Source organism: Nocardia iowensis, from assembly GCF_019222765.1.
In the GTDB taxonomy this organism is placed as follows: domain Bacteria; phylum Actinomycetota; class Actinomycetes; order Mycobacteriales; family Mycobacteriaceae; genus Nocardia; species Nocardia iowensis.
On the sequence record NZ_CP078145.1, the window covers coordinates 3,204,428 to 3,223,346 of the forward strand.

General features: G+C 65.4%; 19 protein-coding genes and 1 pseudogene. 15 read left to right on the forward strand and 5 right to left on the reverse strand.

The window, feature by feature from the left end; all coding sequences use genetic code 11:
* Window positions 1-72: 72 nt before the first annotated feature.
* Window positions 73-1,422 (forward strand): LVIVD repeat-containing protein, encoded by a 1,350-nt coding sequence (locus KV110_RS14695; RefSeq protein ID WP_218476656.1) that lies wholly within the window; start codon window positions 73-75, stop codon window positions 1,420-1,422.
* A 30-nt stretch (window positions 1,423-1,452) separates the two neighbouring features.
* Here the strand turns inward: KV110_RS14695 and KV110_RS14700 are convergent, their stop codons facing one another.
* Both KV110_RS14700 and KV110_RS14705 read right to left on the reverse strand, forming a co-directional pair.
* Entirely contained in the window at window positions 1,453-1,917 is a 465-nt protein-coding gene (locus KV110_RS14700) for a hypothetical protein (RefSeq protein ID WP_218476657.1), read from the reverse strand.
* A gap of 124 nt (window positions 1,918-2,041) precedes the next feature.
* Window positions 2,042-2,920, reverse strand: a complete 879-nt coding sequence (locus tag KV110_RS14705; protein WP_218478470.1) for a helix-turn-helix domain-containing protein — start codon at window positions 2,918-2,920, stop codon at window positions 2,042-2,044.
* Window positions 2,921-3,197: 277 nt separating this feature from the next.
* Here KV110_RS14705 and KV110_RS14710 point away from each other — a divergent pair, with 277 nt between their 5' ends.
* The 13 genes from KV110_RS14710 to KV110_RS14770 all read left to right on the forward strand — a co-directional run bounded on the left by KV110_RS14710 (window position 3,198) and on the right by KV110_RS14770 (window position 16,645).
* Window positions 3,198-4,031, forward strand: a complete 834-nt coding sequence (locus KV110_RS14710; RefSeq protein WP_218476659.1) for an SAM-dependent methyltransferase — start codon at window positions 3,198-3,200, stop codon at window positions 4,029-4,031.
* A gap of 29 nt (window positions 4,032-4,060) precedes the next feature.
* Window positions 4,061-4,522, forward strand: coding sequence for a hypothetical protein (locus KV110_RS14715; RefSeq protein WP_218476660.1), 462 nt, complete (start codon window positions 4,061-4,063; stop codon window positions 4,520-4,522).
* A 61-nt stretch (window positions 4,523-4,583) separates the two neighbouring features.
* On the forward strand, window positions 4,584-5,468 hold the full coding sequence (locus KV110_RS14720) for an SAM-dependent methyltransferase (protein WP_218476662.1): 885 nt from the start codon (window positions 4,584-4,586) through the stop codon (window positions 5,466-5,468).
* Window positions 5,469-5,779: 311 nt separating this feature from the next.
* Window positions 5,780-6,616, forward strand: coding sequence for an SDR family oxidoreductase (locus KV110_RS14725; protein WP_218476664.1), 837 nt, complete (start codon window positions 5,780-5,782; stop codon window positions 6,614-6,616).
* Between the two features lie 91 nt (window positions 6,617-6,707).
* Window positions 6,708-7,757 (forward strand): 3-oxoacyl-ACP synthase III family protein, encoded by a 1,050-nt coding sequence (locus KV110_RS14730; protein WP_218476666.1) that lies wholly within the window; start codon window positions 6,708-6,710, stop codon window positions 7,755-7,757.
* 3 nt (window positions 7,758-7,760) lie between these two features.
* Complete coding sequence (locus KV110_RS14735) at window positions 7,761-8,702, forward strand: beta-ketoacyl-[acyl-carrier-protein] synthase family protein (RefSeq protein ID WP_218476668.1); 942 nt, start codon at window positions 7,761-7,763, stop codon at window positions 8,700-8,702.
* A 229-nt stretch (window positions 8,703-8,931) separates the two neighbouring features.
* Window positions 8,932-10,968, forward strand: a complete 2,037-nt coding sequence (locus tag KV110_RS14740) for a helix-turn-helix domain-containing protein (protein WP_218476670.1) — start codon at window positions 8,932-8,934, stop codon at window positions 10,966-10,968.
* A gap of 150 nt (window positions 10,969-11,118) precedes the next feature.
* Window positions 11,119-11,745, forward strand: coding sequence for a VOC family protein (locus KV110_RS14745; protein WP_218476672.1), 627 nt, complete (start codon window positions 11,119-11,121; stop codon window positions 11,743-11,745).
* A 60-nt stretch (window positions 11,746-11,805) separates the two neighbouring features.
* On the forward strand, window positions 11,806-12,237 hold the full coding sequence (locus KV110_RS14750; RefSeq protein WP_218476673.1) for a pyridoxamine 5'-phosphate oxidase family protein: 432 nt from the start codon (window positions 11,806-11,808) through the stop codon (window positions 12,235-12,237).
* 403 nt (window positions 12,238-12,640) lie between these two features.
* A complete protein-coding gene (locus tag KV110_RS14755) occupies window positions 12,641-14,347 on the forward strand; it encodes a hypothetical protein (protein WP_246634539.1) in 1,707 nt (568 codons plus the stop codon).
* A gap of 20 nt (window positions 14,348-14,367) precedes the next feature.
* Window positions 14,368-14,853: a GNAT family N-acetyltransferase gene (locus KV110_RS14760; RefSeq protein ID WP_246634731.1), complete on the forward strand. Its 486-nt coding sequence runs from the start codon at window positions 14,368-14,370 to the stop codon at window positions 14,851-14,853.
* A gap of 83 nt (window positions 14,854-14,936) precedes the next feature.
* Window positions 14,937-15,299: a PadR family transcriptional regulator gene (locus KV110_RS14765; protein ID WP_218476677.1), complete on the forward strand. Its 363-nt coding sequence runs from the start codon at window positions 14,937-14,939 to the stop codon at window positions 15,297-15,299.
* Window positions 15,299-16,645 carry a permease prefix domain 1-containing protein gene (locus KV110_RS14770; protein ID WP_218476678.1) on the forward strand — a complete coding sequence of 449 codons (1,347 nt, stop codon included), beginning with the start codon at window positions 15,299-15,301 and terminating at the stop codon, window positions 16,643-16,645. Before KV110_RS14765 ends, KV110_RS14770 begins: the two co-directional genes overlap by 1 nt.
* A gap of 101 nt (window positions 16,646-16,746) precedes the next feature.
* Here KV110_RS14770 and KV110_RS14775 read toward each other — a convergent pair whose 3' ends face one another.
* Both KV110_RS14775 and KV110_RS14780 read right to left on the reverse strand, forming a co-directional pair.
* Window positions 16,747-17,163 (reverse strand): hypothetical protein, encoded by a 417-nt coding sequence (locus KV110_RS14775; protein WP_218476679.1) that lies wholly within the window; start codon window positions 17,161-17,163, stop codon window positions 16,747-16,749.
* A gap of 186 nt (window positions 17,164-17,349) precedes the next feature.
* The gene (locus tag KV110_RS14780) at window positions 17,350-17,742 is read right to left on the reverse strand and encodes a hypothetical protein (protein WP_218476680.1); all 393 of its coding nucleotides are present in this window, start codon (window positions 17,740-17,742) and stop codon (window positions 17,350-17,352) included.
* 221 nt (window positions 17,743-17,963) lie between these two features.
* Between KV110_RS14780 and KV110_RS14785 the strand changes: the two are divergent.
* A pseudogene (locus KV110_RS14785) lies at window positions 17,964-18,122 on the forward strand (polyketide cyclase); the annotation flags it as partial.
* A 46-nt stretch (window positions 18,123-18,168) separates the two neighbouring features.
* Here the strand turns inward: KV110_RS14785 and KV110_RS14790 are convergent.
* Window positions 18,169-18,765: a hypothetical protein gene (locus KV110_RS14790; protein ID WP_218476681.1), complete on the reverse strand. Its 597-nt coding sequence runs from the start codon at window positions 18,763-18,765 to the stop codon at window positions 18,169-18,171.
* Window positions 18,766-18,919 lie beyond the last annotated feature (154 nt).

Sequence of the window (18,919 nt, forward strand, 5' to 3'; positions counted from 1 at the left end):
CACTTACAGTGAGGCATCTCGGCGACCAGGAATCCCTGGTCATCATTGATTACGCCTCGCTGGGAGGTAGTTGTGCGCCGCTGGTTTCTTCGGTCGTCCCTGCTGTTGGTCACCGTGGCGGCCGCCCTCGCCGCCAGCACGTTGCCCGCCGTCGCCTGCGGGGAGGAGGACGGTCCCCATACCGCGGCTCCCCGAGTGACCGGGGCGCCCGGCGCGGAGAAGAACGTCAAGGCGGTCGGCAACGTCCCGGACGCCCAGGGCGCGATCGCGCTGCAATTTCTCCAGTACGGCAACCGGGACGTCATGGTGGTCTCCGGCGAGTTCGGGGTCAAGACCTACGACCTCACCGCAAACCCGAAGGCGCCGAAGCTGATCGGGCAGCTCAACATGCCAGGGATGTGGGAAACCGAGGACACCGAGGTCGACCCGGTGCGCAAGCGGGTCTTCCTGGCCCGCGACCCCCGCGCCTTCGGCGGCAATGTCCGCACCGGCGAGTCCGGCATCTACATAGTGGACCTGGCCAATCCGGAGAAGCCGTCGATAATGAGCTACGTCAAGGTGCCCGCAGGCCACACCACCACCTGCATCAACGACTGCCAATACCTGTGGACGGGCGGCCCGGCCAAGGCGGACAGCATGCCTGCCGAATGGGGCGGTCGCCCGATCTGGGTCACCGACATCAGGAACCCCCGCAAGCCGAAGGTCTTCCCCAACCCGATCGAGCTGGCGCGCAACGACGGCAAGACCGACTACGTGCACGACGTCCAGGTGGACGAGACGGGTGTCGCCTGGGCGTCCGGCCGCGGCGGCGTGCGCGGCTACTGGACAGCGGGCATGCACAAGGACCCGGTGACCGGCAAGCACCGGCTGGCGTCGCCGAGCGACCCGGTTCCCTACGCGGGCGGCGGGATCAAGGAGACGGCCGCGCCGTCCAAGTTCATGCACAACAGCTTCCGCCCCGTCGGCGACCGCTCGAAGGACGGTGGCGGCACCGGGAACTGGGGCAACGGGAATCTGATCTACGCCACCGAGGAGAGCTTCCTCGACGGCTGCGCGGGCGACGGCGTGCTGGTCATCGCGTCGTTGGAAGGTTCTTACGGCGGAGCGGGCTGGCGCTCCACGCCGCAGCAACCGTACCGGCTCAACACCGTCGGCACCTGGAGCGTGGCCGGGCAGGAGGGCAGCGACCCGGCGTCCGGTGACTGCTCGGCGCACTACTTCGATGTGCGGGAAAAGGTCCTGGTGCAGTCGTTCTACGCGCAGGGCACCAGGTTCCTGGATGTCAGTGACCCCACCAATCCCAAGCAGATCGCCTACTACCGGCCCGCCGACGCGGCCGCCTGGGCACCGTACTGGCACCGGGGTCTCGTCTACGTCGCCGACAACAACCGAGGCATCGATATCCTCGAGCTCACCGCCTGATCGCGCGACGGTGGCTCGCGGGTTCGTAGCTCACGTGCTGCGCTGGCTCCCAGTGGCGACTATGTGATCAACGAGGTCCCGCTCCATCTCGGCCAGCCACTGGAAGCCCTGCTTGGTGCCCGAGATCCACGCCGCCGCGGCGGCGCCGACTATGTCGCGGTGGACCGGGGCGTCGGCACCGCGGGCCGGCGGCGCCGGATCACTGCGCCGCGTGGTATCCGCGCCGCGGCTCCCGGCGTCGGGAGCGGCGGGCGATTCGTCGCTTCCGATGTCGGGCTCGTGATCCGTCGGGTCGGGTATCGCTTCCGGCGTGTTGACCGGCGGTGAGGTGAACGGGCCGGTGGATTGTCCCAAGGCGTTGTGATCCCGGTTCGGCGTCGGCCCGCTCGGTCCGTCCTGGTCGGTGGCGACCAGGGCGGTGATCAACGCGGCTGTCGACACCACCGCCAACCGCAACGAGACGTCGGACTTTCGTGGTGCGCGGTGCTTACCCATCGGCTACTTTCCGTCGAGTTCCGTTGGGTGTGAAAGTTTAAGGTGCTCAGCCAATTCCGGCTAGAATTGTTAGTTGTTCTTCACGGAAGTTAAGTCCGGCAACTCCGGGCCGGATCGGCGCGCGCTATCCGGTCTGGCCCTCGGATTGCATGTCCGCCAGCAGTTCGACGAGGAATTGCACGCTCTCCGGGGGCGACAATGCTTCGACGCTGAGGGTGTTCATGACGGCCATGTACAGTTCGACGTCCTGCCGTTTGTCCAGGTAGAGCGAGCTGGTGAGTTGCTCTGTATAAACGATGTCCGGCAATTCGGGTTCGGGGAAACGAAGGATGGTGAATGAATTACCCGCGGCCGAATACGCCAAAGCCGAATGCGGCAACACTTGGATCCGCACATTGGGCAGGCTGGAAACTTCGACGATGTGCTCGAGCTGCTCTCGGAAAACGTCTGGCCCGCCTACCTGCCTGCGCAGGGCGCTCTCGTCGATCACCGCCCACACCGTGGGTGCCGCAACGCGCGTCAGAATCTGCTGCCTGCGCATCCGGACCGCCACCCGGCGTTCGGTCTCGCTGTCGTTGCCGAGCGCGATGACCGTGCGCGCATAGTCCGCGGTTTGCAGCAGACCAGGAACGAACATGGCTTCATAGGTGCGTATTGTCGTCGCGGCGTGTTCGAGACCGAGATACGTTTCGAACCACGCGGGCAGCAGATCGTTGTAGCGGTGCCACCAGCCCGGGTCGCCAGCCCGGCGTGCCAGTTCCAGATACCTCTCGCGCTCAGCGGGATCGCTGACTCCGTAGAGGGTGAGCAAGTCGCGGATATCGCGCTCTTTGAAGCCCGTTCGCCCGAGCTCGAGGCGACTGATCTTGGCGTGTGACCCGCGGATGGCGTCGCCCGCCGCTTCTCGGGTGATACCGCAGCCCTGCCGGAGCTGACGCAGCTGGCTGCCGAGCGCTATCCGCAGAACTGTCGGACCACGTTCTGCCGCGACGGTCAATTCCATATCGCCGGTGTGGTTCTCGTTGGTCAAGACCGCCTCCGGTCGGTAGGAAATGTACTGCCGCCTCGAACCTCCGCGTCGGCTGCTTGATCTTACTCAGCCAACCGCGGAAATCCGCCAGGCCCGCCTGCGATCCGTTCCACGGTGTCGAGGGCCTCCCTTGCCAGCGTGGAACTTTCACACCGACAACGCAATCATTCGTTCGCATTCCCGGGCGGGTCGCATAGGCGATGCGTAAAGTCACGCAACACGGCAGCCGACTGAGAAGGGACCAGCAGCCATGTCGTCACCGGACGATCGGACGCGGCTCGGCACTGTGGACCCGGCAACGCCCAGCATCGCCCGCGTGTACGACTACGCCCTCGGCGGAAAAGACTGGTTCGAGATCGATCGCCAGGTGTTCGAGCACATGAAAACCGTCGTTCCACACCAGGACGACGTCGGCACGGCCAATCGGCGCTGGCTAGAGCGGGTGGTGCGCTACCTGACGCGCAGCGCAGGCATCGATCAGATACTCGATCTTGGCAGTGGCTTGCCGACCCGGAAGAATACGCATGAGGTGGCGCAGGAACTCGGTGCCGAGGTCGTCGTGGTGTACGTGGACAACGACCCGGTGTGCGTGGCACGCGGCCGGGAACTGTTGGAGGCGAACGACTGCACCCATTTCCTCGACCTCGATCTGACCCAGCCGGACGCGGTGCTGGACGATCCGGCCGTCAACCGATACCTGGATCTGGATCGGCCGTTGCTGCTGATGCAGTGCGGCACACTGCATCACATCGACGACGACGGCGACCCGGCGGGAATCATGCGCCGGTACATCGACCGCCTGGCGTCGGGCTCGTACGTGATGATCAGCCACTTCTTCGACCCGGGTGAGGTGGACGAGCAACTGCACACCCTGGCCAGACGGGCCGAGCGAGCCTTGAACGAGGAGGGTCTCGGCACCGGACGGTGGCGCACCCGCGGCGAAATCGAGGCGTTCTTCGACGGCCTGGAGATACTTCCGCCGGGACTGGTGCAACTCGACGATTGGTGGCCAGGGGGACCCGCACTTCGCACCCGTTGGCCCGAGGAACATCTCATCATCGGCGGCGTCGGCCGCAAACCGTAATCCACTTCTCGAACACAACGGAGTTCGACATGGCAGCAGACTCACAGATCGCCGACCAATCTGTTCGCGACAAGCTCACCGACATTCTCACCTACACCAGCATCGACCTGGCGACGTCGAAAGACGGCATCAACTGGTGCTCGAACGCGTTCTTCGCCGAATTGGACAGTGACCCTTTCCGTCTCACGCTGATCCTGGAGTCCGGCGGTCGAACGCTGGACCACCTGAGAGCGAATCCGAACGTGGGGGTGAAGGTCGTTCCCGCGGGCTTCATCAATCCGTTCGCGCAGGGATTGGGCACGGCGACCGTGCGGGATCAGGCGGATCGAGACGAGACCTTCCAGGCGTTGCTGCGCAAGGAACCACAGATCGAACCGTTTCTCGCCACGCCCGTCGAGGCGCTGGTCATCGATATCGATTGGTGGCGGGTCACCCACGTGGGTGGCGGTCTGTTACCGGGACGAGTACTGCAACGAATCAGCTCGTCATAAGCGCCTGCCTCAGCTACTACGCTCAGCGAGTCGGGTCACAATCAACTCCAGAGAGGTCGTCATGTCCGATACCGCTCCGCAAACCGGCGTCCGCGCGCCGGTCGGCGTGGACATAACGCGCGCCAGTATTGCCCGGGTGTACGACGCCACGCTGGGTGGTAAAGACAACTACCCGGTCGATCGTTACGTCGTCGACAAAGTCGCCGAGGTCGCGCCGCGACAGAGCGATGTGGCGCGGATGAACCGGCGGTGGTTGCACCGTGCCGTGCGATATCTGGCGGGAACCGTTGGCATCGACCAGTTTCTCGATGTCGGCGCCGGACTGCCGACCGTGGGCAATACCCATGAGATCGTGCAGCAGCAGAATCCCGAGGCGCAGGTGGTCTACGTCGACAACGATCCAGTGTGCAACGTGCACGGGCGAGTGCTGCTCGAACGCAACGAGTACACCCATTTCGTGCCCGCCGACCTCACCGAGCCGAACACCCTGCTTACCCACCCCGAGGTCACCCCGCACCTCGACCTCACCCGCCCGTTGGCGCTGATTCTGTGTGGGATCCTGCACCATGTCGACGACGACCTCGATCCCGCGGGAATCATGCGCCAGTACATCGATGCGCTCCCGGCCGGTTCCTTCGTCGCGATCACCCATTTCTGGGACCCGGCCGACGGCTCCGAAGCGCACGAGATGGCGGTAGAACTCCAACGTCGTTTCACCACACTGGGTTTGGGCTCCGGCTGGTACCGCACCCGGGACGAGATCGCCTCCTTCTTCGGCGATCTCGAACTGATCGAACCCGGACTCGTAGAACTCGACGACTGGTGGCCGATGGGCCCCGCACTGCGGCCCCGACTGACCGAAGAACGCCTCCTCCTCGGCGGCGTCGGCCGCAAGTCGGGAAACTCCGTCGTAACCCCCTTACGACCCCGGAGCACGAACAACTGACCTGACCGCCGGGTCGAGTGTTGCTGGCCCGGGCTGCCCGCGTGGGCAGCCCGAAGGGCTTCCAGGTAGCAACGCCCTCGACTCGGCGGCTTCGACGAGCATGCCGGTACCAGAGCGAACCCCTATAACCCCCTACCCGTAGCCGAGCGACGACGTTCACGGCAGCGCCGACGGCTCTCGGACGAGCGGAGCCGACCAGGCCCGACCTGCGCAATTGCGCAAATGTTTTCCCGTGCAGCATCTTTCAGCCCTGCCGTGACACCTGCTCGGAGCGGCGGACCAGCCGAAAACGTATGGCATGGTGGTCGGCTATGAAGACCATCCTGATCACGGGCGCGACATCGGGTATCGGCCTCGCGGCCGCACAGCAGTGCGCCGCGGCAGGCGATCGGCTGGTCCTCGTCGGACGGAATCCGCGGAAGCTGGCCGAGGCGGCGAGCGTGGTTCGGGCCGCGGGCGCCGGCGGCGTCGACACCCTCGAATGTGACCTCGCCTCGCAGGCTTCGATCCGTCAGCTCGCCAAAAACGTGCTGGCGCAATATGACCGGCTGGATGTGCTGGCCAACAATGCGGGCTCCTATCACAAGGAGCGCGTCGAGACCGCGGACGGCATCGAGGCCACGTTCGCCGTCAATTATCTCGGCGGCTATTTGCTCACCGAACTGCTCGCCGATCTGATGGTGCACAGCGCTCCCTCGCGCATCCTGTTCACCTCGTCGGTACTACATTTCGGCGCCACCCTGGATTTCGACGATATCGGCTTTCAGCGAAAGTATTCGGGGGAGCAGGCTTATAGTCGATCGAAGCTGGCCAATATTCTGTACGCCAGGGCGCTGGCGCGCCGCCTCGCGGGGACCGGGGTGACGGTCAACGCTTTTCATCCCGGCGCGGTGGCGACCGGGATCTGGGATTCGCTGCCATGGTTCGGGCAGCCCTTGGTCGCGGTGGCCAAGCGACTGTTCATGATCACCGTCGATGAGGGTGGTCGTGCGCTGAGCTATCTCGCGACCGATCCCGAGGTCGCCGAGGTCACCGGCACCTACTTCCAGAAGAACCGCATCAAGACTCCGTCGCGTCGTGCGCAGGACGACGCGCTCGGACAGCAGCTGTGTGAGGTGAGCGCGACCCTGGTCGGGCCCGCCGGTTAGGCGCAGCGGCTACGCAGTCCACGACAACGTTGTCGGAAGTCCAAGCGACATAACTTGTTTGTCATCGACTGATCTGCAGAAAGCAGGGGCAATGCAGCGTACGCGTTTCGAGTCGATCGGCTCGTACACTCCGGAAACCGTCCGTTCCACCGAGGAATTGATCGACAGTTTGGCAGTGCCGAGGTCACTGGATCTGGAGCGGGTCACCGGAATCAAGAATCGGCGGGTCTACAACTCGCATCCGGATCACTATGAATCGTCATTCGAATTGGCGTTACAGGCCATCGACGATTGTCTGCGACATTCCGAATACAACGCGGACGAGCTCGACATCATCATCTCGGCCTCCATCACCCGCACGCGTGGTAAGGAAATCTTCTGCTACGCACCGGCATTCGCGCTGATGCTGGGCAACGAAATCGGCGCGACGACGGCCAGGCATTTCGACGTCTCGAACGCGTGCGCGGGCATGATGACCGGGGTGCTGGTGCTGGACCGGATGATCAAAGCAGGGGTGGTGCGCAACGGTCTGGTGGTCAGCGGCGAACAGATCACCCCGGCCGCGGAAACGGCGGTGCGGGAGATCAGCGAACCCTACGATCCGCAATTCGCGGCACTGACCGTCGGCGACGCGGCGGTGGCCGTCGTGCTCGACGATCGCGGCGACGACCACGACGAAATCCACTACGTCGAACTGATGACCACCGCCGACGGGGCCGAGCACTGCCTCGGCATGCCAAGCGACCGGTCCAACGGCATCGCGCTCTACACCGACAACCGGGCCATGCAGAACGAGGGCAGGTACATGCAGGCGATCAACCGCATGGACACCTTCCTGAAGGAGACCGGACGAACCTGGGAGAGCGAGAAATACGACTACTGGATCCATCACCAGTTCAGCGGGCCGGTCATCGATTACATCGGGCACCTGACCGAGCAGCATTTCGGCACTCCGATGCCGCAGACCCTGAATGTGCTGCACGACTACGGCAATACGGCCTCGACCTCGCATTTCGTAGTGCTGCACGAGTATCTCGCGCAGCAGAAGATTCCCAAAGGGTCGAAGATACTGATGATTCCCGAGGCGTCCGGGATCGTCTCCGGCCATCTCGCCGCGACCATTTCGCGTCTGGAGGCCTGAGTCATGGCTACCACGATTGTCGCGGCCGCGACCAACACCGACCTCGACACCGGCAGCTATTTCGAGCTGGCCGCCCGCGCGGCCCGCAGCTGCCTGGCGGACTCGGATGTCTCCGTCGACGAGGTCGGCATGCTGATCAACGCCGGAGTCTTCCGGGACGACAACATCTCCGAGCCCGCGGTGTCGGCGCTCATCCAGAAACGGATCGGCCTCGGCCTGGAATACCAGCCGGGCCGGGTACCGGCCTTCTCCTTCGACCTGATGCACGGCGCCACCGGATTGCTGCACGCCATCAGCACCGCCGAATGCTTCTTGGCCACCGGCGAAGTGGAGTACGCGTTGCTCGTGGCGGGCGATACCCACCCGTCGACCCAGCGTTATGTCGCCGGGTTCCCGTACACGACCGGGGCGGCGGCACTACTGCTCGGAAGCTCGCCTGCGGCAGGCGGATTCGGCCGTCTGTATACCAGTGAGACGACCGGAAAAGCCGACCCGTCGGCTTGGGTCGCACTGGGCGAGGCCGGGGCGAACGGCCGCTCGGCCATGTGCGTCCGGCACGGCGCGGAGGATCCGATCGAGCTCGCGGCCGCGGTCGTGCGCGACTGTGTCACCGACGAAGACATCGACGGCGACGATTTCGCGGCGGGACGCGCGGTGCTGCTCGCCCCGGCGCCAGCACTGGGATTCCGTGCCCGCCTTGCCGAAACACTGGGGCTTCGACCGGAGGCGGTCGTCGGTGTCGACCCGGCGATCGGCGATCCATACTCGGCGGCACCCGTCCACGCGTATGTGAACGCACGGGAATCAGGTGTGCTCGGCACGGCCGACACTGTGCTGTTCCTGGCCGCCGATGACGCCGCGGCAGCCTGTCTGGCCTACCGTCCGCAGCCGGCAGCTGTTGCCACGGTGAGCGCGATCGGTGCCGCGCGGAGCGAAAAGCATTGATGTTACTCGAGTTCCGTCATATCGGCCGCTGTAGTCGTTACAGCGATCTTGTTGCCGGGATTCGATGACAGGTCGCTGTCGGCGACCTACGCTAATGACACCGGCTGGATCAATGGGGCGTCCGGATACGCCTCTGCTGCGACGATGCCGCATCTTCAGTGCACCCGAGCTCTCTTCGATGGTGCCCTTCCACAGTCGGGCACACCTCATCGACGAAGGGGGCTCGGATATGCACCCGCAGTTCTCGCTCCAGGGCGAAAAGTGTTCGATACTCACCCGATCCGGGGTCGGCCAGGCCATGGCCGTGCTGGGCAGCGCCAGCACGGTCGGCCTGGTCGCCGAACTGCTCGCCGCCGACGAGGCGGAGGTGCGTACGGCCGTCCGGCGGCTCGCCGCCGGGTCGTCCGGGCGGGCGCTGTTCGACGATTTCGACATCGGTGATCGGATCCTGCGCGACACTCCGGCGGAGGTCCGCCGGGAACTGCACTGCCGGGCGGCGAAGCTATTGCACGACAGAGGGTTTCCGTCGGCCACGGTGGCCGAGCATTTGGTCGCGGCCAACGCCGCCGATTACCCGTGGGCGGCCTCGGTGTTGCTCACCGCCGCCGAGGAGGCCTTGGCGAACGATCAGATCGACCGTGCAGTGGATCGGCTGGAGTTGGCCTATCGGGCGACCCGTGACCCGGCGGATCGGGCGGCGATCGCGATCCGGCTGGTCCGCGCCGAATGGCGGTTCAGCCCGTCGAATCGGACGCGGAACTACAGCCGGGTGCGCGCGGCCATTCGCGCGAGCCGGGTGCCGACCGCGCAGGTGCCCGCCGCCGTCATGTTCATGCTCTGGCACGGTCAGACGCAGCACGCCGATCAGGCACTGGGCCAACTGGATTGCGGTCGGCTCGACGATGCGGCGCCGACGATCGATTTTCTGTGCGCGTGGCTGCGGACCTCGCATCCGCCGCACGCGCAACGCCATCGGCGGCTTCTCGCGGCGCAGGCGCGGCGACGTCCGGTGCCCGCGGAGCGACCGTCACCGCACTTACTCGGCGCGGAGCTGCTGACGGGCTTGTTCACCGGGCGCCCGTTCGACGAAACCGTTACTCTCGCCCGGCGTTTGCTCACCCGTCATCGGCTCGCCGCCAGCACCGTGGAAACCCTTGCGGCAGCGGTTCATTGCCTGATCTACACCAATCGGCTTGATACCGCGGCGGCCTGGTGCGACTCGCTGCTGGCCGAAGCCGAGGCGCGTCAGGCACCGACTTGGCAGTCTATTTTCGCGGGCTTGCGCGCGGAAACCATGCTGCGCAAAGGGAATGCGCGGGCCGCGATCGATGACGCGGTGCTCGCGCTGAACTACGTTCCCGCCGCACACCTCGGTGTCTGGATCGGGACTCCGATCGCGGCGCTCGTGCGCGCGCTCACCATGGCGGGCAGGCACGCCGACGCCGAGGCGCAATTGCGAAGGCCTGTTCCCCGAGCTCTGTTCGAGTCGCGCTTCGGGCTGCCCTACCTGCACGCACGCGGGCACCACCAGCTCGCCGTCGCCCGCGCCGACGAGGCGCAGCGCACGTTCCGCCGCTGCGGCCACCTGATGCGTCGCTGGCAGATGGACTTCCCATGGCTGGTTCCGTGGCGCAACGACCTCGCGGCGGCACACCTGGCGCTGGGGGAGCACCGGCATGCGCGCGCCTTCGCGACCCGTCATCTCGACCTGCTCGGCGCCGCCACCCAGCACCGCACCGGCGGGGTATCCCTGCGCTTGGTCGCCGCAACCGGCGACCGCTACCAACGGGTCCGGCTGCTCCGCGATGCCGCCGCGATCGCCCGCTCCGGCGGCTGCGATCTCGAATTGGCCACCGCCCTGGGCGAACTCGGCGCCGCGCACCGCGCCGTCGGAGATCACGACAAGTCACGCATGCTGATTCGCGAGGCAACCCGGCTCGCCGACTCGTGCGGCGCCGACCCGCTGCTGCACGATCTGGTCGGCGACCGCCCGCGCCGGACCGCACCGCACGTCTCCCACCTACGTAGGCCAAGCAACGGCCTGGACGCTCTCAGCCCCGCCGAACGCCGGGTCGCCGAACTCGCCGCGCACGGCAAACGCAACCGCGATATCGCCGCCGCCCTCGACATCACCACCAGCACCGTCGAACAACACCTCACCCGCGTGTACCGCAAACTGGAGATCGCCCGCCGCACCGAACTGACCTTCGTCTTCGGCAGCGCCCGCCCCAGCAAGGCAGGCTCGTCCGTCTCCGTCACCGGTTAGAAGAGGACCGCCAACGCGACCTCGAGCAGCGCCGCGAACAAGGCGACAGCTGGCGCCCCGGCGTCGTGACGCTCGCGCGGCGGAACGGCTGAACAGACCGGTCAGGAATCGAGAAGCGCCGGTCACCGAGCAGCGCTTAGCGTTACTGCCATGAACATCACCACTGATCAGACCATTATCGACGCCGTCATCCTCGAAGCGCCCGACCCCACCACCGCCGCGGCGTTCTACGACGCCGCGTTCGGCCTCGGCGATAAGGTGCGCGTGCGCGCCGCCGAGGCGCCGACCACCGGCTTCCGTGGCTTCATCCTGTCGCTCGTGGTGTCGCAGCCGAGCACCGTCGACAGTCTCGTCGGCACCGCACTCGACGCGGGCGCGACGACGCTGAAACCGGCCACCAAGAGCTTCTGGGGCTACGGCGGCGTCGTCCAGGCGCCGGACGGGGCGATCTGGAAGATCGCGACCTCGTCGAAGAAGGACACCGGCCCGGCCACCCGGGAGATCGACGATTTCGTGGTGCTCCTCGGCGTCGACAATGTCAAGGCCACCAAGCAGTTCTACATCGACCGCGGCCTGGTCGTGGCGAAGAGTTTCGGCGGCAAGTACGTCGAGTTCGCCACGTCGTCGGTCAAGCTGGCGCTCTACGGGCGCCGCGCTGCCGCCAAGGACGCCGGCGTACCCCAGGAGGGCACCGGGTCGCACCGGCTCGTCATCGGTAGCGCTCTCGGTCCCTTCGCCGACCCGGACGGATTCACCTGGGAGGCCGCCGCGGCATGAGGCGCGCGGGTGTCGGCGCGGTACGGGAATAGCGCCACCGGTCAGCATGTTCGAACTCACATGCCGAAACCGTTCACGGAGGCCGAACGTCAAGAATTCCTCGCGGGCAAGCACATTGCCGTGCTGTCGGTCGCGGCGACCGACGGGCGACCGCCCGCGACCGTCCCGATCTGGTACGACTACACCCCCGGCGGTGACATCAGGATCAATACCGGTGCCGAGCGCCGCAAGGCCAGGCTCATCCGGGAGGCCGGCGTCGTAACTCTTACCGTCCAGCGCGAAGAACTGCCGTACCAGTACGTCATCGTCGAGGGCACGGTCATCGAAGCGACCACGCCCTCGCCGCGGGAAGTGCGGGAGGCAATCGCGATCCGCTACCTCGGCTTGGAAGACGGTCGCGCCTTCGCCGATCGCATGGACGGCACCAAGTCCGTCCTGTTCACTATCCGTCCCGACCGCTGGATCACCCAGGACTACTCGGGTGACCTCTGAAACCTGCGCGGTTTCGCGGAATTGCGCTTTAGGTCACACTCGACCCCTCTGAAATCGGTTGACATTCAACGTGTCCGAACACAGCTTGTCGGCGGCCGGAATGTGGTGACCCCTGCGGCCGCGAAGTCCCCGGAAAACCGCTGGGCACAAAGGGATTCGCTCTGGATGGTGGCGGTTGCCTACGATCGTCAGCACCGGCAGGCCGAAAACCGGCCGACCACGCGGTGTGTCGGTGTGCGGACAGTGCGATGAGCGGATGTTCGCACCGTGTGATCGAATGTGACCGGTAATGATGAGGATGCCGACGCATCAGAAGGACCGCGGCGGTGGGTCAGGTCGGTGCTCTTGTCGATCTATGCCCCGCGCGCGACTGGGATCTGATGGAAGGTGTTGAGGTGTTGAGGTGTTGACAGCGCGGCTGCGGGCTTCGGTCGAGCCGTTGGTGGGGGTCTGGCAGCGGCACGGACGGTCGTGGTTTGCTCCGCTGGCGGCGCTGGTGGGCAGTGCGTTGCTGCTGGGATGGCGGGCAAGCGAATACGGCAACTGGATAGTCGACGACGCGGGCATCACCTTCGCCTACGCGCGCAGTGGCGCCGAGGGACTGGGTCCGGTGCTGCAGCCCGGTGCCGCGCCGGTCGAGGGGTTCTCCAACCCCACTTGGCTTTTCGTGCTGGCGGTGGGCAAATGGTGTGGCCTCTTCGATCGAGGCTCCCTTTTCGGCATCCCCGATTACGTCCTTTATCCCAAGGCGATCGCGCTGATCTGCTGCGTGGGGATACTCGCCGCCTGCTATGTCGCCGCACGACGGGTATCGCGCTGGCCCGCACTGGCCACGTTCGTGACAGGCGCGCTGTTGGCCGCGATCCCGTCCTTCGTGATCTGGTGCTTCTCCGGCCTGGAGAACGCGCTGTTCGCGCTCGCGGTCTGCGTTCTGGCGGTCCACCTGTTCCTGGCGGTGCTGGACGAGCGGCTGTGGACGCCGAAGGTGGCGGTGATAGCCGGTGCGCTAGCAGCATTCGCGGCGTTGACCCGTCCCGACGGCCTGATCTACCTGGCCGCGTATCCCGTGGTTTCGGTGATCCTGGTTCGGCGCGCCACGTTGCCCGCCGCTCTTCGGTGTTGGCTGTATTCGGCGCTCGCGTTCGCGATCCCCTTCGGGGCCTATCTGCTGTGGCGGATCGTCGAGTTCGGCAGGCTCGTGCCGAATACCGCGGTCGCCAAACATCAGGCGACGCCGACCGTGCACGACCTGACCAGGGCAGGCGAACTGGTGCAGTATGCGGGCGCACCCGCGGTGATCGCGGGCATCGGAGTGGTCGGGCTTGCCCTGGGGTCATCGAGGAGGTGGCGTGACGGCGCTGTCGCGTTGTTGGCGCCGCTGGCATTGGCGATGGTCGCCTACTGTGTCCTGCAACCGGACTGGATGGCGCAATTCCGGTTCGCCACCCCGGTGTGGGCGCTCGGCGCGTTCGTTGTCGTGATCTCGGCCGGGCAGTTGCTGGCGAAGCTGCACAAACGTAGCCGGGTTCTGGTCGTGCTGGTACTGATCGGTGCCTTGGTCCCGTCCGGCGTTGCGTTCGCCAACGCCACCGATTCGTTTCGCAGCAACGAGGATGTGCCGCTGTGCTGGATCGCTCTCCGGTTCGGCCGCCTCTTCAACGGCTACGCGGACATCGCCGGCGTACAGCAAGGCAGCTTGTTCGCTCCCGATATGGGCGGAAGTTCGCTGACATCGCGTTTGCAGCTGATCGACATGGCCGGGCTCGCCGAAGCACGGATCGCGGACATCTATGCGGGCAAGGATCGCACCGACCTCAGCGACTACGTGTTCGAGGAGCGCAAACCCACCTTCGTGCACTCGCACGGACTCTGGATGCACAATCAGGTCACCATCGACCCACGGATCACCCGCGACTATTACCTGATCCACCAGTCCCCAGATCCTGCCCTGCCGGACGAGGACTGGATCCGTAAAGATGTGGTGCGCGACGAACAGCAGCTCCAAGAACTGCGCCAGTACGCCGGGAAGGTCCTCCCACCACTGTGGGGCGAGTATCGGACGTCGGGTTGCGGACCGACACTGCGTCCGGGCCAAACCCTGTCGAGCTGAGGTACGGTCGAGATTTGTCCATGCAGGTTCGTGAATACCGTCCAGCCGACTGGCCGCAGGTCTGGCCCATTGTTCGGGAAATAGTAAGGGCCGGTGACGCTTTCGTTTACGACCCGGCGATGACCGAGGAGCAGGCGCACAACATCTGGGTGCTGGGACCGCCTGCGATCACCCTCGTGGCCGTGGCCGACGATCGAGTGCTTGGTACGGCCAACGCGTACGCCAATCGGCCGGGGCCGGGCGCCCACGTGTCGACCGCCAGCTTCATGGTCGCCGACGATGCACGCGGCAAGGGCGTCGGTACGGCTCTGTGCCGGTCCGTGATGGAGTGGGCGAAGGAGCGCGGCTTCGTCGGCATGCAGTTCAACGCCGTCGCCGAATCCAATCACCGGGCCGTTGATCTCTACCGGCGTCTGGGGTTCGAGATCGTGGGCACCGTGCCAGGAGCGTTTCGCCACCCCACCCTCGGCCGGGTCGGTCTGCACGTCATGTATTGCGAGTTCTGAGCCGTCGATCCGACATTGATCGAGGTCCACCACACCGACGTCTGCTACGGTTGATACCTAGCGGATCTAGGTATCGGAGTCCGATGCATATCGACAAAGACTTGGTGGCGGCGTCGGCAACGCCGCTGGTGCTCGGGATACTCGCCGACGGCGAGTCGTATGGGTATGCGATTCTCAAGCGGGTCAACGAGCTGTCCGGCGGGCGTATGCAATGGACCGACGGGATGCTCTATCCACTGCTGCACCGGCTGGAACGGCTGGGCCAGGTGACGTCGACTTGGCAGTCTTCCGACAGCGGACGGCGGCGCAAACACTATGCGATCACCGATTCGGGACGGGCCGCACTCGCGGAACGACGCACCCAGTGGGCGGTCGTGGCCGACGCACTCGGGCAGGTCTGGCACAGCGTCGAACTGCCACCGACCGTGGCGAAGGGATGGGCGTGATGGATACCGATGCCGAGCTGGAATCGCAGATCGGGCAGTGGCGCGGATACGTCCAGCGGCATCGCGCGATATCGACTGCTGATGTCGACGAAATGGAAGACCATCTGCGCGACCAGGTTTCGGATCTGGCGGCCGCTGGACTAGCCTCCGACGAGGCGTTCCTGGTCGCGGTCAAACGCATGGGGAACGTGGACTCGATCTCCCGCGAGTTCGCACGTGAACATTCCGATCGTCTGTGGAAACAGTTGGTGTTGCTGCCCGCCGACCCGGACGGCGCGGACATTCGGTCCAAGCGTGAGTTGATCGTCGTACTCGCCCTCGCCGTCGTCGCGGCGTTGGCATTGAAGCTTGGCTTCACGGTACTCGAGGATCTGGCTTTCGGCCGCAATCTCAGCCTGTTCGTATTGCCGTTCCTCGCTGGATATTTCGCGTGGAAGCGGCAGGTGACCCCGCGCGTCGCGGCGGCGTTGCTGGTGCCGTTCGGGCTGGCCGCCGTCGTCCTGAACGTCTTTCCGTTCGATCCCGATGGAGCGACCGAGATCATCGCCGCGATCCACGCGCCGATCGCGTTGTGGTTCGTCGTCGGCCTCGCCTACGTCGGCGGCGAGTGGCGATCCGACCGGCGCCGAATGGATTTCATCCGATTCACCGGCGAATGGGTGGTCTACCTCACGCTGCTTGCCTTCGGTGGCGGCGTGCTGATCGGCCTGACGGTCGGCGCGTTCGGAACACTGGGCGTGGACATCGAATGGGTCATCGAAGACTGGGTGCTGCCGTTCGGCGTCGCCGGTGCGGTGATCGTCGCGGCCTGGCTGGTCGAGGCCAAACAGAACGTCGTGGAAAACATCGCTCCCGTGCTCACCCGCGTGTTCACTCCGCTCACCGTCGTCATGCTGGTCGCCTTGCTCGCGGCGTTCGCGACCAACCGCAGCGTCATCGACGTCGACCGCAATCTGCTGATCCTGATGGACCTGATCCTCGTTCTGGTGCTCGGGCTACTGCTGTACGCGATCTCCGCGCGCGATCCGCGGCTCCCGCCCGACACCTTCGATCGGTTGCAACTGATCCTCGTAATCAGTGCTCTAGCAGTCGATGTCGTGATGCTCGCGGCGATGCTCTCGCGTATCGCGGAGTTCGGTTTCACGCCGAACAAGGTGGTGGCGCTCGGTATGAACCTGGTGCTGCTGGTCAATCTCGTGTGGTCGGTGCGACTCGGCTTCGGGTTCGTGCGTGGGCGGCGCGGCTTCGCCGATGTCGAACGCTGGCAGACGCGGTATCTGCCGGTGTACGGCGCGTGGGCGACGGTAGTCATCGTGGTACTGCCACCGATCTTCGACTTCGCCTGAAACCTCAGCCGCTTCACCGTGTTTCGGCCCTTCCGCAGACTCGGTACGCCGACTCCGGTCGGCGCACCGTCGTCGACTGCGATCGATCCCGCGCCTACCGGCTAGTGCGGGAACCCGATGGCCAGTAGGCTGCGCCCGTCGGTCAGGCCGTACGGGTCAGCCGGGTTGACGATGGAGAGCATGACCACTCCGTCTTCCGAGGCCGCGGTCTCGGCGATCACGTCGGACAAGTCAGCATGAACGTCCGTCTCCACGTCTTCGTCGTCGTCCTCGAGGTACGCCGAGAACGGGATGACGAAGGCCGTCCCGTGATCGCGCCACACCGGATTCAGCATGCCGGGCAGCGGTGAGTCGCGCAGCGCGACGGTCTCCGAGTGGTTGAGCGCCACCGAGTACGAACCGTTGTCCGTGTCGATCATCGCGGTGAACGCGGCGGCCTGGCCCGCCCCGAACGACGCCGTTATGGTGGCCAGCCCCGTCGCGATCCCCAAGGTCGCGACGGTAGCGCGAATACGCATGAATAGACTCCAAAGTTCTTACACGCCAACAGTAATGGCGTTGGTCCCAGTTTGCGTCGACACTCGACGCAACCCACAACGTAGCAAGATCGGCACATGCCAGAATAGTCGGGCGTACGCAGGACTGAGCCGAGAAGAGCAGCCGTCGCGATCGCGGCGGACCGCGACGACTGCCCGCGAAGTACGTCAGCCCCGCGACTGGGGCACGGCTTGGTACACGAGGACGGTATTTCCGTCCACCAGCATGACTCCCATGACACCCCGCGACTGTGCGGTATCCGCGACAAAGCCGGAGAAGCCGCCGGGGATGGGGCCGCGGCTGATCGACGGCACAACTTCGTCCGACTCGATGTCGACGGTGACGTATACGGCATTGCCCAGCAACGGATCCAGCAGTTTCGGCAGCGGGCTGTTGGACAGCGCGGCGGTGTCGGATCGGTTGAGATCCACGCCCATGATGCCCAATTCCGGATCATGGAACGGTTCGAATGCCGCCGCTGGTCCGGCGGTGACCCCGGCGCCGAGTGCGGCGAGGCCGAGGGTGGCGCCGAAGGTTGCGACAGCGGTACGAATACGCATAGTCAAGAACTCCAGTTGTCCTGTGCACCAACTGAAATGGTGTTGGTCCCAGTCGCGTCACAGATCGATGCGACGGTTAGAACGTAGCAGCGCGCACCGCCGAATCGGGCGCCTACACAAGAGCTCCACAAGAGCTACACATTCAGCTGGACCGATCGGTTCCGCCTCGCCGCGTCGTCTGCACATTGGGACGCCTCCTCCGCGCCTGCGGGAGGCCCGAGATGACAAGGAGCGTGCACTCCGCGCCCGAGGAGAACGTGAGCGCCACCCTGACTGTCGCCGTGCCCGCCGCCAGGGTGTTCGCGGTGCTGGCGGACCCGACGACCCATGCTGCGATCGATGACACCGGCTGGGTTCAAGAAGCTGTCGACCGAACGCCCGGCGGCTAGGTCCCCGGTGTGCGGACGTAGCGGCCCACCGCAGGGATCAAACTGGGCGACAACTATTTTCGTGCCCTTCATACGGCAGCGCGACGCAGTAGTCGGTAGCTGCCGAGGTTCCGGCGATATGGAACGGTTTGCCCTTGTTGTCGATGGTGGTTGTGCCCTTGCGGCCCAGGGCGCTCCAGGTGAGGTCGATGACGAACTCGCAATCACACAGCCTGGTACTGGCGTGCACCTCGAAGCTCTCGGCATCGGAAATCTTTACCTGGTAGGGGAATTGGATCGGCCGGAGTTGGTTCGGGGGCATGCGCTGCCCGAAGGTCGGATCGAAGAAGTCGGTAAGCTTCGGCGGGGCGACGTCGAGATCGGCTGATACGAAGCGATACGGCGTGTCACCGGCTCCCATGTCACCGACGTGCACTCCGGAAAAGGCTGGGCGGCGTGCGGTAACCCGAACTTCCAGACCGGTCAACGTCACTTCGGCGTCCGAGGTGCCCTGGACCGTGAAATCGATGGCCAAACCACTCGCGGGCACGGCTTGCACGGTGTTGACCCACTGCTGCCACTTGTCGTTCCAGCTATCCCAGTTGCCGTCGAAAACCGGTAGGCGACTGGCCTTTTCCAGCGGCTGGGCCGTCATCCAACCCGCCCCGCTCGGCCGTCGCGATTCGGACACGACCGTAAACGGCAGCGCCTCCGGATCCACGCCGCGATCCGAAGCCGACGGCACCAGTAAAGCGGCAATCACTGTTGCGGCGACGCCCGCGCCGATAGCCGCCAACCATCCCCCGAAT

Bases quoted from the DNA above. Each gene is read 5' to 3' on its own strand.
- KV110_RS14700 (WP_218476657.1), bottom strand. From the start codon at position 1,917: ATGGGTAAGCACCGCGCACCACGAAAGTCCGACGTCTCGTTGCGGTTG.
- KV110_RS14705 (WP_218478470.1), bottom strand. From the start codon at position 2,920: ATGGAATTGACCGTCGCGGCAGAACGTGGTCCGACAGTTCTGCGGATA.
- KV110_RS14710 (WP_218476659.1), top strand. From the start codon at position 3,198: ATGTCGTCACCGGACGATCGGACGCGGCTCGGCACTGTGGACCCGGCA.
- KV110_RS14715 (WP_218476660.1), top strand. From the start codon at position 4,061: ATGGCAGCAGACTCACAGATCGCCGACCAATCTGTTCGCGACAAGCTC.
- KV110_RS14720 (WP_218476662.1), top strand. From the start codon at position 4,584: ATGTCCGATACCGCTCCGCAAACCGGCGTCCGCGCGCCGGTCGGCGTG.
- KV110_RS14725 (WP_218476664.1), top strand. From the start codon at position 5,780: ATGAAGACCATCCTGATCACGGGCGCGACATCGGGTATCGGCCTCGCG.
- KV110_RS14730 (WP_218476666.1), top strand. From the start codon at position 6,708: ATGCAGCGTACGCGTTTCGAGTCGATCGGCTCGTACACTCCGGAAACC.
- KV110_RS14735 (WP_218476668.1), top strand. From the start codon at position 7,761: ATGGCTACCACGATTGTCGCGGCCGCGACCAACACCGACCTCGACACC.
- KV110_RS14740 (WP_218476670.1), top strand. From the start codon at position 8,932: ATGCACCCGCAGTTCTCGCTCCAGGGCGAAAAGTGTTCGATACTCACC.
- KV110_RS14745 (WP_218476672.1), top strand. From the start codon at position 11,119: ATGAACATCACCACTGATCAGACCATTATCGACGCCGTCATCCTCGAA.
- KV110_RS14750 (WP_218476673.1), top strand. From the start codon at position 11,806: ATGCCGAAACCGTTCACGGAGGCCGAACGTCAAGAATTCCTCGCGGGC.
- KV110_RS14760 (WP_246634731.1), top strand. From the start codon at position 14,368: ATGCAGGTTCGTGAATACCGTCCAGCCGACTGGCCGCAGGTCTGGCCC.
- KV110_RS14765 (WP_218476677.1), top strand. From the start codon at position 14,937: ATGCATATCGACAAAGACTTGGTGGCGGCGTCGGCAACGCCGCTGGTG.
- KV110_RS14770 (WP_218476678.1), top strand. From the start codon at position 15,299: ATGGATACCGATGCCGAGCTGGAATCGCAGATCGGGCAGTGGCGCGGA.
- KV110_RS14775 (WP_218476679.1), bottom strand. From the start codon at position 17,163: ATGCGTATTCGCGCTACCGTCGCGACCTTGGGGATCGCGACGGGGCTG.
- KV110_RS14780 (WP_218476680.1), bottom strand. From the start codon at position 17,742: ATGCGTATTCGTACCGCTGTCGCAACCTTCGGCGCCACCCTCGGCCTC.
- KV110_RS14790 (WP_218476681.1), bottom strand. From the start codon at position 18,765: ATGACGGCCCAGCCGCTGGAAAAGGCCAGTCGCCTACCGGTTTTCGAC.